The organism is Amycolatopsis sp. NPDC003731 (assembly GCF_053586895.1).
Genome location: NZ_JBSFNC010000206.1, coordinates 1 through 13,227 on the forward strand (window position 1 = coordinate 1; position 13,227 = coordinate 13,227).

Here is a 13,227-nt window from a genome sequence, read left to right on the forward strand (position 1 = left end):
CGCGAATGACTCATCCGGGACCTCGGACGTCCCGAATGAGTCATTCGCGACGTTCGCGGCCGTGCGGATGGCGGGAACCGCCCGGCACCGGAATGCTGGTCCCGTGCCCGAACAGATCCCCGCCCTGCACGAGCTCGCCGCCCACTACGGTGTCGCCACCCGGTACGAGAACGCCGACCGGGTCTGGGTCGACGTGGCCGACGATGTCGTCGTCGCCGTTCTCGGCCAGTTCGGCGTCGATGCCACCAGTGACCAGGCCATCGCCGCCGCACTCCGCGCCGCGCGCGAAGCCCCGGCCGCCCTGCCGCCGACCATCGTCGTGCGGGAAGGCACCGGCACCGCGCTGGGCGTCGACGCCGAAGTCGTCCTCGAAGACGGGACGCGGCGGCGGGCCGACGGCCACCTGCCCGACGACCTTCCGCTCGGCTGGCACCGGGTGGTCACCGCCGACCAGGACGTCGTGCTCGCCGTCGTGCCGGCGAAGCTGCCGCAGGTGCGGCCCGCCTGGGGGTGGATGCTGCAGCTCTACGCCCTGCACTCGGCCGGCTCCTGGGGCATCGGCGACTACGCCGACCTCGCCACCTTCGCCGCCCGGTCGGCCGCCGAACTGGACGCCGGCGTCCTGCTGGTCAACCCGGTCCAGGCGATCAGCCCCGCCCACCCGATCGAGCGGTCGCCGTACTCGCCCGCGAGCCGCCGGTTCGCCAACCCCGTCTACCTGCGCGTCACCGCCACGGAGACCTTCCGGCAAGCCGATGCCGCGACCCGAGCCGCCGTCGAGTCCCTGGCCCCGGACCGCGAAGGCGAACTGATCGACTACGACGCCGTCTGGACGGCCAAGCGCGCCGCCCTCGAGCTGCTGTGGCCGCACCGGGTCGAAGACGTTCCCGAGGACATGGCGGACTTCGCCCTCTTCTGCGCCCTCGCCGAGCAGCACGGCGGCGACTGGCGGAACTGGCCGGAGGACCTCCGCGACCCGGCCGGACCGGCGACGGCGAAGGCGCGCGAAGAGCTGAAGGACCGCGTCGCCTTCCACGCCTGGCTCCAGCACCTCTGCCGGGTGCAGCTGGAAGTGGCGCGCCAAGCCGCCCGCGAGGCCGGGATGACCGTCGGGATCGTGCACGACCTGCCGGTCGGGGTGCACCCCGGTGGGGCCGACACCTGGGCGCTCAACGACGTCTTTGCCGCCGACGTGCGGGTCGGCGCGCCGCCGGACGCCTTCAACCAGCAGGGGCAGGACTGGAACCTGCCGCCGTGGCGGCCGGACAAGCTGGCCGAGGCCGGGTACGCGCCGTTCCGGGACGTCATCCGGGGCGTCCTGCGCTTCGCCGACGGCATCCGCGTCGACCACATCGCCGGCCTGTGGCGGCTCTGGTGGATCCCGCCGGGCGAGCCCGCGCATCGCGGCACGTACGTCCACTACGACGCCGAAGCGATGGTCGGCGTGCTCGCGCTCGAAGCGCACCGCGCCGGCGCCGTCGTCGTGGGGGAAGACCTCGGCACCGTCGAGGAGGTCGTCACCGAAACCATGCACGAACGGGGGATGCTCAGCTCCGCCGTGCTGTGGTTCGAGCGCGACTGGGACGCGCCCGGCCAGCCGTTCACCTCGCCGGACACCTGGGACCCGGACGCGATGGCCAGCATCTCCACGCACGACCTGCCGACGGTCGCGGGCTGGCTGCAGGGCGAGCACGTCCGGGTCCGGGCCGAGCTCGGCCTGCTGGACCGCGGGGTCGAAGCGGAGGAGAAGGCCGCCGCCGAGGAGCGCAAGGCGCTGCTGGAACTCGTTGCGCGCGAAGGGATCCCGGACGACGACCTGGTCGTCGCGCTGCACACGCTGCTCGCGCGGGCCGCGTCCCGGCTGGTGCTGACCTCGCCGGCCGACGTGGCGGGCCAGGTGCGGCAGCCGAATCTGCCCGGAACCGTCGACCAGTACCCTAACTGGCGGATTCGCCTCCCCGTCAGCGTCGACGGCTTCTTCACCGCGAAGGGAGTCCGCGCCGCGGTCGCACCGCTGGCGGCGGCCCGGCCGCTGCCCCGGTGACGACGGTAACGACCATCCCTGCGCGCGCGACCCCCGGTGGTACGCCACCGGCACGACCAAGCTCGAGGAGAAACCCAGTGCGGCCCTGGCCCGGAACGCCCTACCCGCTCGGCGCCACCTACGACGGAGTCGGGACGAACTTCGCCCTGTTCTCCGAGGTGGCCGAGCGCGTCGAACTGTGCCTGTTCGACGCCGAGGGCAAGGAGACGCGCTATGCGCTCGAAGAGGTCGACGGCTTCGTCCACCACGGCTACCTGCTCAACGTCGGCCCCGGGCAGCGCTACGGGTTCCGCGTGCACGGCCCGTACGACCCGAAGCGCGGCCTGCGCTGCAACCCGAACAAGCTGCTCATCGACCCGTACGCGAAGGCCGTCTCGCACGGCGTGAAGTGGGACGAGTCGCTGTTCGGCTACAAGTTCGACAACCCGGCCGAGCGCAACGACGACGACAGCGCCGGCCACGTGCCGTATTCGCTGGTGGCGAACCCGTTCTTCGACTGGGGCAACGACCGCCAGCCGAAGCGGCCGTACAACGAGACGGTCATCTACGAGGCCCACGTCAAGGGCATGACCGTGCATCACCCGTTCGTGCCCGAAGCGCTGCGGGGTACGTACGCCGGTCTCGCGCACCCCGCGGTCGTCGAGCACCTGCAGAAACTCGGCGTGACCGCGGTGGAACTGCTGCCGGTGCACCAGTTCGTCACCGACCACGGGCTGGCCGAGAAGGGCCTGACGAACTACTGGGGTTACAACACGATCGGGTACTTCGCGCCCCACGACTCCTACGCGGCGATGCCCGGCGAAGGCGGCCAGGTCCAGGAGTTCAAGGGCATGGTCAAGGCCTTTCACGAAGCCGGGATCGAAGTCATCCTCGACGTGGTTTACAACCACACGGCCGAGGGAAACCACCTCGGGCCGACGCTGTCGATGCGGGGCATCGACAACGAGGCCTACTACCGGCTGGTGGAGGGGGAGCCCGAGTACTACATGGACTACACCGGCACCGGCAACTCCCTCAACGTCCGCAACCCGCACACCCTGCAGCTGATCATGGATTCGCTGCGCTACTGGGTGACGGAGATGCACGTCGACGGCTTCCGGTTCGACCTCGCCTCCGCGCTGGCCCGCGAGTTCTACGACGTCGACCGGCTGTCGACGTTCTTCGACCTGGTGCAGCAGGACCCGATCGTCAGCCAGGTGAAGCTGATCGCCGAGCCGTGGGACGTCGGCCCCGGTGGCTACCAGGTCGGCAACTTCCCGCCGCTCTGGACCGAGTGGAACGGGCAGTTCCGCGACACCGTGCGCGACTTCTGGCGCGGCGAGCCGTCGACGCTGGGGGAGTTCGCGAGCCGGATCACCGGCTCGTCGGACCTCTACCAGGACGACGGCCGGCGCCCCTTCGCGTCGATCAACTTCGTCACCGCCCACGACGGCTTCACGCTGCGGGACCTGGTGTCCTACAACGAAAAGCACAACGAGGCCAACGGCGAGGACGGCCGCGACGGCGCCGACGACAACCGCTCGTGGAACTGCGGGGTCGAGGGCGAGACCGACGATCCCGAGGTGCTCGCCCTGCGCGTCCGGCAGCAGCGGAACATGCTCGCGACGCTGATGCTGTCCCAGGGCGTGCCGATGATCCTGCACGGCGACGAGTTCGGCCGCACCCAGCAGGGCAACAACAACGTCTACTGCCAGGACTCCGAACTGTCCTGGATGGACTGGGAGCTGGCCAAGGAGAACGCGGACCTGGTCAAGTTCACCGCCGGGCTGGGCGCGTTCCGGCACCGGCACCCGGTGTTCCGCCGCCGCCGGTTCTTCCAGGGCGGCCCGGTCGGCAAGGGCGACAAGCTGGGCGACATCGCCTGGTTCACCCCGGCCGGCGAGGAGATGACCGAGCAGAACTGGGACGACGGCTTCGGCAAGGCGGTCGTCGTCTTCCTCAACGGCAAGGCGATCCCCGACCTCGACCAGCGCGGGATGCACGTCGAGGACAACTCGTTCCTGCTCGCCTTCAACGCCCACTACGAGGACATCGACACCACGCTCCCGGGCAACGGCTACGGGGAGAGCTGGACCGTCGTCGTCGACACCGCGACCGGCGAGGTGGAACCCGCCGACGCGAAACCGGTCGAAGGCGGCGGCCGGCTCACCCTGCCCGCCCGGTCCCTGATCGTGCTGCAACGGACGGAGACGGAATCCGCATGACCGTGCCGGAGTCGACCTACCGGGTCCAGCTGCGCCCGGAGTTCACCTTCGCCGACGCGGCCGGCATCGCCGGCTACCTGCGCGACCTCGGCATCGGCGCGCTGTACGCGTCGCCGGTGCTGGACGCGGCCCCCGGTTCGACGCACGGCTACGACGTCGTCGACCCGACCCGCGCGCGGCCCGCGCTGGGCGGCGAGGGGGCGCGCCAGGAGCTGTCCGCGCTCCTGAAGGAGCTCGGGCTGGGCCTGGTGGTCGACATCGTGCCGAACCACATGTCGGTCGAGGTGCCGACGGCGAACCGCTGGTGGTGGGACGTCCTCGAGCACGGCCGCGACTCCGAGTACGCGTCCTTCTTCGACGTCGACTGGGAGCGCGGCCCGGTCCTGCTGCCGGTCCTCGGCGACGACGACGCCGTCGCGGAACTCTCGGTCGAGGGCGACGAGCTGGTCTACTACGACCACCGCTTCCCGATCGCCCCCGGCACCGGAACCGGAACCCCGCAAGAGGTCCACGAGCGCCAGCACTACCGCCTGATCGGCTGGCGCCGGGGCAACGCCGAGCTGACCTACCGCCGGTTCTTCGACATCACCACGCTGGCCGCGGTCCGCGTCGAAGACCCCAAGGTGTTCGCCGCGACGCACGGCGAGGTGCTGCGCTGGGTCGCCGACGGCGACGTCACCGGCCTGCGCGTCGACCACCCGGATGGCCTCGCCGATCCGGGCGGCTACTTCCGGCGGCTGCGGGAGAACGCGCCGGACGCGTGGATCGTGGCCGAGAAGATCCTGCACCCGGGCGAGCCGCTGCCGCAGAGTTGGCCGGTCGACGGCACCACCGGCTACGACGCCCTGCGCGAGATCGCCGGCGTCTTCGTCGACCCGGCGGGCGAGCCCGGCTTCACCGCGCTGGCGACCGAGCTGGGGGTGCAGACCGGCTACCACCGCGTGGAGGCCGAGGCCCGGCGCCTGGTCACCGACCGCATCCTGGTCGCCGAGGTCCGGCGGATCGCCGCGCTGCTGCCCGGCGTCGACCCCGAGCAGGCCCGGCAGGCGGTGGCCGAGACCATGATCGCCTTCCCGGTCTACCGCTCCTACCTCCCCGAAGGCGCGGCGCACTGGGCGGCGGCGATCGAGGGCGCCCGCCGGGCGCGGCCCGACCTCGCCGACGCGCTGCTCGCCCTCGACACCCACGTGCGCGAGAACCCGGAGAGCGAGCTGGCCACCCGGCTCCAGCAGACGTCCGGCATGGTCGTGGCCAAGGGCACCGAGGACACGACGTTCTACCGCTACACGCGCTTCGCGGCGCTCAACGAGGTCGGCGGCAACCCGGACCGGTTCGGCCTCGGCGTCGAGGAGTTCCACCGGCTGGCCGCCGAGCGCGAGGCCGGCTACCCGGCGGCGATGACGACGCTGACCACGCACGACACCAAGCGCTCGGAGGACACGCGCGCCCGGATGGCGGTGCTGGCCGAGGTGCCCGGCGAGTTCGCCGAGGCCGTCCGGCGGTGGACCGCGCGCCGTGGCATCGACGAGCCGTCGCTGAACCTGCTGGCCTGGCAGACCCTGGTGTCGACCTGGCCGATCGAGCCGGCGCGGCTGCGGGACTACCTCGACAAGGCGGCCAAGGAAGCCAAGCTCCGGACCAGCTGGACCGACCACGACGAGGCCTTCGAGGCCGACGTGGCCGCCTGGCCCGAGGACGTCCTGAACGACCCGGAGCTGGCCGCGGACGTCGAGGCGTTCGTCCGGCGCATCGAAGGGCCCGGGTACGCGAACTCGCTCGGCCAGAAGCTCGTCCAGCTCACCGCGCCCGGCGTCCCGGACGTCTACCAGGGCACCGAGCTGTGGGACTTCTCGCTGGTGGACCCGGACAACCGCCGCCCGGTCGACTACGTCGTCCGGCGGGAGCTCCTGGCGCGGATCGCCGAGGGCGAGCTGCCGGAGATCGACGCGTCGGGCGCGGCGAAGCTGCTGGTCGTGCACAAGGCGCTGCGGCTGCGGCGGGAGCACCCGGCGCTGTTCCGCGGCTACCGGCCGCTGCGGGCCGAGGGGCCGGCCGCCGCCCACTGCCTGGCCTACACGCGCAGCCCGGACCTCGCCGTGGCGGTGACCCGGCTCCCGGCCGGCCTCGACGCCGGCGGCGGCTGGCGCGACACCGTCCTGCCGCTGCCGCCCGGGGTCTGGACCGACGTCCTGACCGGCCGGGAGGCGACCGGTGACCTGGCCACCCTGTTCGAGCGGTACCCCGTCGCGTTGCTGGTGCGAGGAGACGCATGAAGTTCAGCGTGTGGGCCCCGGCGGCCCGCCGGGTCCGGGTGAGCGTCGACGCAGGCGTGCACGAGATGACCGAAGGTGACGGCGGCTGGTGGCACGCCGACGCCGAGGGGATCAACTACGCCTTCCTGCTCGACGACGACGAGAAGCCGCTGCCGGACCCGCGGTCGCGGTGGCAGCCGCACGGCGTCCACGCCGAGTCGCGCGTCTACGACCACGGCGAGTTCGCCTGGACCGACGACGCCTGGCACGGCCGTCAGCTGCCCGGCGCCGTCCTCTACGAGCTCCACATCGGCACGTTCACCGAGGGCGGCACCTTCGACGCGGCGATCGACCGGCTCGACCACCTCGTCGACCTCGGCATCACGCACGTCGAGCTGCTGCCGGTCAACTCCTTCGACGGCACCGCGGGCTGGGGCTACGACGGCGTCCTCTGGGGCGCGGTCCACGAGCCCTACGGCGGCCCGGACGGGTTCAAGCGGTTCGTCGACGCGGCCCACGCGCGGGGGCTGGCCGTCGTGCTCGACGTCGTCTACAACCACCTCGGCCCGTCGGGGGCCTACCTCGACAAGTTCGGGCCGTACTTCGCCGGCCAGAACGACTGGGGTCCCGGCCTCAACCTCGACGGCGCCGGCTCCGACGAGGTCCGCCGGTACGTGCTCGACAACGCGCTGAGCTGGTTCCGCGACTTCCACGTCGACGCCCTGCGCCTGGACGCCGTGCACGCGCTGCTCGACCGGCGGGCCGTTCACCTGCTCGAACAGCTCGCCACCGAGGTCGACGCGCTGTCGGCGGCGCTCAACCGGCCGCTGACCCTGATCGCCGAGTCCGACCTCAACGACCCGAGGCTGGTCACGCCCCGCGAGCGCGGCGGCTACGGCCTGCACGCCCAGTGGTCGGACGACCTCCACCACGCCCTGCACGTCAAGCTGACCGGCGAGGCGACCGGGTACTACACGGACTTCGCCGCGCCGGACGCCCTCGAGCGGGTGCTGCGCGAGGTGTTCTTCCACGCGGGCACCTGGTCGTCGTTCCGGGAGCGGACCCACGGCCGCCCGGTCGACACGCGGACCGTCCCGGGCCACCGCTTCCTCGGCTACCTGCAGAACCACGACCAGATCGGCAACCGTGCGACCGGCGACCGGCTGTCCGCGACGGTCTCGGCCGACCGGCTGGCCTGCGGGGCGGCGGTCCTGTTCTGCTCGCCGTACACGCCGATGGTGTTCATGGGGGAGGAGTGGGCGGCGAGCACGCCGTGGCAGTTCTTCGCGTCCTTCCCGGACCCGGAGCTGGCCGAGGCCGTCCGCACCGGCCGCCGTCGCGAGTTCTCGCGGCACGGCTGGGGCGAGTCGGACGTGCCGGACCCGATGGACCCGGCGACCGTCGAACGCTCGCGGCTGGATTGGACCGAACCGGAGCGTCCCGGTCACCGGGACATGCTGGCGCTCTACCGCGCGTTGATCCGGTTGCGCCGGGAACGGCCGGAGCTGGCCGACCCGTGGGTCGCGGACCTGCGCGTCGACTCGGCGCCGGACGGGTCGTGGCTGGTGCTGCACCGCGGCGGGCTGCGGCTGGCCGTCAACTTCGGCCCCGGCCCGGTGACCCTGCCGCTCGGGGCCGCGGCGTCGCTGCTGACCTGGGGAGAGGCCACCGTGGACGGTGGGGCCGCGCACCTGCCCCCGGACACCTTCGTGATCGCCCGGTCGGCGGTTGCCTCCGGGTAACTCCTCTGCCATGACGCGCACGGACCGCTGATTGTCTGGGACGATTCAGGAATGGCCACACGACCCTCCGCCGACCACGTCCTCGCCGGCCGCCCCTTCCCGCTCGGAGCCCACCCCGAGGCCGGCGGGGTGCGGTTCGCGATCACGTCCGCCGTCGCGGACGCCGTCGAGCTGTGCCTGATCGACGCCGACGGGTCGGAACGCCGGATCGCGCTCACCGAGCGCACCTTCGGCGTCTGGCACGGCCTGGTGCCCGGGGTGACGCCGGGGCAGCGCTACGGCTACCGGATCCACGGCCCGTACGACCCGGCCCGCGGCCTGCGGTGCAACCCGCACAAGCTGCTCGTCGACCCGTACGCCCGGCAGATCACCGGCGGGCTGACCGACCTCGCCGCGGCCCAGGGCTTCACCGGCGACCCCGAGCGCGGGCCGATGTCCACTGTGGACTCCCTGGGCAGCGTGCCGCTGTCGGTGGTCACCTCGCCGGGCGGGCCGGACACCGGGATCAAGCCGGAGGTGCCGTTCGAGGAGGCGGTGGTCTACGAACTGCACGTCAAGGGCTTCACGCGGCAGCACCCGTTCATCCCGGAGGCGCTGCGCGGCACCTACCTCGGCCTGGCCCACCCGGTGGCGATCGAGTACCTGACGCGCCTCGGCGTCACCTCGGTCGAGCTGCTGCCGGTGCACGCGTTCCTCGACGAGCCGTCGCTGATCCGCGCCGGGCGGCACAACTACTGGGGTTACTCGCCGCTGGGCTTCTTCGCCCCGCACGCCGGGTACGCCAGCGAGCCCGGCCACGAGGTCGAGGAGTTCCGGCTGATGGTGGCCGCCCTGCACGCGGCCGGCATCGAGGTGATCCTCGACGTCGTGTTCAACCACACCTGCGAGGGCGGGCCGGACGGGCCGACGCTGAGCTTCCGCGGGCTGAACGCGCCGGTGTACTACCTGCACACCGAGCGCGGGCACATGGCCGACATCACCGGCTGCGGCAACACCCTGGAGGCCGGCTCGCCGACGGTGGTCCGGCTGGTGACGGACTCGCTGCGGTACTGGACGCAGGAGATGGGCGTCGACGGCTTCCGGTTCGACCTCGCCAGCACCCTCGGCCGGCCGCGCGGGGGAGCGTTCGACCCGGCGTCGACGCTGCTGACGGCGATCACCACCGACCCGGTGCTCTCGCGGTGCAAGCTGATCGCCGAGCCGTGGGACGCGACCGGCGAGGGCTACCGCGTCGGCGGCTTCGGGGCCCAGTGGGCCGAGTGGAACGGCCGCTACCGCGACACCGTGCGTGACTTCTGGCGCGGCGCGACCGGCGTCCGCGACCTCGCCTACCGGCTGTCCGGTTCGTCGGACCTGTACGACCACAACCTGCGCCGGCCGTGGCAGTCGATCAACTTCGTCACCGCGCACGACGGCTTCACGCTGCGGGATCTGGTGTCCTACAACGAAAAGCACAACGAGGGCAACGGCGAGGACAACCGCGACGGCACCAACGACAACCGCTCGTGGAACCACGGTGCCGAGGGGGAGAGCGCCGACCCGGCGATCCGCGCGCTGCGCACCCGGCAGGCCCGGAACATGTTCGCCACGCTGCTGCTGTCCACCGGCACCCCGATGCTGACCATGGGCGACGAGTTCTGGCGGACGCAGCGCGGCAACAACAACGCGTACTGCCTCGACGACGAGACGTCGTGGTTCGACTGGACGCCGGACACCCCCGAGGCCGAGGCCATGCTCGCATTCGCCCGCCGGGTGGTGCGGCTGCGCGCGAACAGCCCGGCGCTGCGGCAGCCGGAGTTCTTCGAGGGCCGGACCACGCCGACCGGCAAGCCGGACCTGGTCTGGTTCCGCCCGGACGGCGAGGAGTTCGGCGAAAGCGACTGGTTCGAGGACCGCCACACGCTCGGCATGTGGATCGACGGCTCGAACAGCCAGGCCCGCAACCGCGAGGGCGAGCTGGTGCCCGACCACTCGTGGCTGCTCTGGCTGCACGCCGGCGACGCCCCGGCCGAGGTGATCCTCCCGGGCCGCGAGTACGGCGAGACGTTCAAGCCGACCCTCGACACGAGCACCGCCGACGGCAGCCCGGCCAACCCGGGCACCTTGGAGGCCAAGAGCCGGGTCACCCTCCAGTCCCGCTCCCTCCTCCTGCTCCGCGCCCCCCGCCTCGCCGCCGAACCCCACCCCGAGCCCTACTGACCCGTACGAAAGGGTCGACACGCGTGATCAGAAGGTCGACACACGTGATTGAAGGGTCGACACGGCGGCCGTGCCCGTGTCGACCCTTCAATCACGCGAGTTGACTCCCCAATCACGCGAGTTGACTCCTCAAGCACGGCCCGGATCGTCCATTCGGGTACGGGTCTTGGCCGTTCGGGTTCGCGTGTCGTTCGCGGGCCGGCTTAACCTGCCGGACATCCGCTGGAAATTCGTTGCGGCGAAAGCGTTTCGGTCGGTGAGGGCTGGGTACATGCCTAAAGAACCCTGCCTCGTGGGCGCTTGATCGAGTCAGGCAGACTGTCGCCGTCTGCGTCCAACCGACACATCGAAGGGCGTTGCCCATGACCGGCCGGCTCGGCATCGACGACGTCTCCCCCAGCGTGAGCTGCGGCCGGTATCCGGCCAAAGCCGTTGTGGGGGAACACATCCCGGTCTTCGCGACCGTCTGGCGCGAGGGCCACGACGCCGTCGCGGCGACCGTCGCGTGGCGTGGCCCGGAAGACCGGCTGACCCGCCAGACGCGGATGGTGCCGCGCGGTCCCGACCACCCCGACGAGTTCGCCGCGGTGATCGCGCCGGACACCACCGGGATGTGGACGTTCCGGATCGACGCCTGGAGCGACCCCTGGGCGACGTGGGAGCACGCCGTCGAGGTGAAGGTCGCCGCCGGGCAGGGTCCCGAAGACCTCGCCAACGACCTCGAGAACGGCGCCCGCCTGATCGAGCGCGTCTCCCGCCGCCCGGACCGCCGCGGCGAGAAGGCGCTCCTGACCGGTGCGGTGAAGGCCCTGCGCGACGAGGAGCGCAGCCTCGCCGAGCGCGTCGGGCCCGCCTTGTCGCCCGAGGTCCGCCAGGTCATGCACGAGTTCCCGGTGCGGGAGCTGATCACCAAGGGCAAGCCGCACAAGGTGTGGGTCGACCGCCGCCGCGCCGCGTACGGCTCCTGGTACGAGCTGTTCCCCCGCTCGACCGGTGGCCTCGACGCCGAGGGCAAGCCGGTGCACGGCACCTTCGCCACCGCCGCGACCGCGCTCGACCGCGTCGCGAAAATGGGCTTCGACGTCGTCTACCTCCCCCCGATTCACCCGATCGGGCGAGTGAACCGCAAGGGACCCAACAACACCCTCGACGCCAAGCCGGAGGACGTCGGCTCGCCGTGGGCGATCGGCGCCGACGAGGGCGGCCACGACTCGATCCACCCCGAGCTGGGCACCTTCGAGGACTTCGACGCCTTCGTCGCCCGCGCGGACGAGCTCGGCATGGAGGTGGCGCTCGACTTCGCGCTGCAGGCCGCGCCCGACCACCCGTGGGTCCTGAAGAACCCCGAGTTCTTCACCACCCGCCCGGACGGCTCCATCGCCTACGCGGAGAACCCGCCGAAGAAGTACCAGGACATCTACCCGATCAACTTCGACAACGACCCCAAGGCCGTCTACGAAGAGATGCTGCGGGTGATCACGGTCTGGATCGACCACGGGGTGAAGATCTTCCGGGTCGACAACCCGCACACCAAGCCGCCGGACTTCTGGGCCTGGCTGATCCAGTCGGTCAAGGACGCCCACCCGGACGTGCTGTTCCTGGCCGAGGCGTTCACCCGCCCGGCGCGCCTGTGGGGCCTGGCCCGGCTCGGCTTCACTCAGAGCTACACCTACTTCACCTGGCGCACCGGCAAGCAGGAACTGATCGACTTCGCCATCGACCTGCGGGAACACTGGAACGAGGGCCGGCCGAACCTGTTCGTCAACACGCCGGACATCCTCCACGAGTCGCTGCAGCGCGGCGGCCCGGGCATGTTCGCGCTGCGGGCGGCGCTGGCGGCGACGATCTCGCCGACCTGGGGCGTCTACTCCGGCTACGAGCTGTTCGAGCACGTCCCGGTCCGCGAAGGCAGCGAGGAGTACCTCGACTCCGAGAAGTACCAGCTGCGTCCGCGCGATTTCGAGCGCGCGCTCGCCGAAGGGCGTTCACTGGAGCCATGGCTGGCGAAGCTGAACGCCGTCCGGCGCGCGCACCCGGCACTGCAGCAGATGCGCACCCTGCACTTCCACCACATCGACAACGACGCGTTGCTGGCCTACTCCAAACAGGACCCGGCCACCGGCGACACCGTGGTCACGGTCGTCACCCTCGACCCGTACGGGCCCCAGGAGGGCACGCTCTGGCTCGACACCGGCGCGCTCGGCTTCGAAGCGCACGAACGGCTGATCGCCCACGACGAGGTCACCGGCGACACCTGGGACTGGGGCCCGGCGAACTACGTCCGCCTCGAACCCTGGCGGGCGGTGGCCCACGTGGTGTCGGTGCGGCGGCGGCTGGCCGGCTGAGAACGGAAGGACAGGAACCCGAGGGACTGAGGTGGAACAGATGGCGGATGAGGCCCGGCCCGACGCGGCGTTGGGGCTGGAGGGCGTGCCGCACACCGGCGAGGCGATGACCGCCGACGGCATGCTCGTGGAACCACAGGCCGGGGACTTCCGGTCGGCGCAGCAGGCGCCGAGCAACCCCGAGTGGTTCAAGGGCGCGGTGTTCTACGAAGTGCTGGTGCGCGCGTTCGCCGACTCGAACGGCGACGGCACCGGCGACCTGCGCGGCCTGGCCGGGCGGCTCGACTACCTGGCCTGGCTGGGCATCGACTGCCTGTGGCTGCCGCCGTTCTACGCCTCGCCGCTGCGCGACGGCGGGTACGACATCAGCGACTTCCGCGCGGTGCTGCCGGAGTTCGGCAGCGTCGAGGACTTCGTCTTCCTGCTCAACGAAGCGCACCG

At 71.6% G+C, this 13,227-nt stretch carries 7 protein-coding genes; all 7 read left to right on the forward strand.

Features of this window, described 5'->3' with window-relative positions; translation table 11 throughout:
- Positions 1-67 precede the first annotated feature (67 nt).
- Positions 68-2,044, forward strand: a complete 1,977-nt coding sequence (gene malQ, locus ACWDN5_RS43205; RefSeq protein ID WP_449680355.1) for a 4-alpha-glucanotransferase — start codon at positions 68-70, stop codon at positions 2,042-2,044.
- A 77-nt stretch (positions 2,045-2,121) separates the two neighbouring features.
- A complete protein-coding gene (glgX, locus tag ACWDN5_RS43210) occupies positions 2,122-4,248 on the forward strand; it encodes a glycogen debranching protein GlgX (protein WP_310974876.1) in 2,127 nt (708 codons plus the stop codon).
- Positions 4,245-6,521 (forward strand): malto-oligosyltrehalose synthase, encoded by a 2,277-nt coding sequence (gene treY / locus ACWDN5_RS43215; protein WP_449680351.1) that lies wholly within the window; start codon positions 4,245-4,247, stop codon positions 6,519-6,521. The genes glgX (ACWDN5_RS43210) and treY overlap by 4 nt, the downstream gene beginning before the upstream one ends.
- A complete protein-coding gene (gene treZ, locus ACWDN5_RS43220) occupies positions 6,518-8,242 on the forward strand; it encodes a malto-oligosyltrehalose trehalohydrolase (protein WP_449680352.1) in 1,725 nt (574 codons plus the stop codon). The genes treY and treZ overlap by 4 nt, the downstream gene beginning before the upstream one ends.
- Before the next feature lie 51 nt (positions 8,243-8,293).
- Positions 8,294-10,441, forward strand: a complete 2,148-nt coding sequence (gene glgX / locus ACWDN5_RS43225; RefSeq protein ID WP_449680353.1) for a glycogen debranching protein GlgX — start codon at positions 8,294-8,296, stop codon at positions 10,439-10,441.
- Positions 10,442-10,803: 362 nt separating this feature from the next.
- On the forward strand, positions 10,804-12,786 hold the full coding sequence (locus tag ACWDN5_RS43230) for a maltotransferase domain-containing protein (RefSeq protein ID WP_310974880.1): 1,983 nt from the start codon (positions 10,804-10,806) through the stop codon (positions 12,784-12,786).
- Between the two features lie 40 nt (positions 12,787-12,826).
- A partial coding sequence (locus ACWDN5_RS43235) for an alpha-amylase family glycosyl hydrolase (RefSeq protein WP_449680354.1) occupies positions 12,827-13,227 on the forward strand: 401 nt, incomplete at its 3' end.

Excerpts from the sequence above, each read along its gene's own strand:
- malQ (WP_449680355.1), top strand. The coding sequence starts at position 68 with ATGGCGGGAACCGCCCGGCACCGGAATGCTGGTCCCGTGCCCGAACAG.
- treY (WP_449680351.1), top strand. The coding sequence starts at position 4,245 with ATGACCGTGCCGGAGTCGACCTACCGGGTCCAGCTGCGCCCGGAGTTC.
- treZ (WP_449680352.1), top strand. The coding sequence starts at position 6,518 with ATGAAGTTCAGCGTGTGGGCCCCGGCGGCCCGCCGGGTCCGGGTGAGC.
- glgX (WP_449680353.1), top strand. The coding sequence starts at position 8,294 with ATGGCCACACGACCCTCCGCCGACCACGTCCTCGCCGGCCGCCCCTTC.
- ACWDN5_RS43230 (WP_310974880.1), top strand. The coding sequence starts at position 10,804 with ATGACCGGCCGGCTCGGCATCGACGACGTCTCCCCCAGCGTGAGCTGC.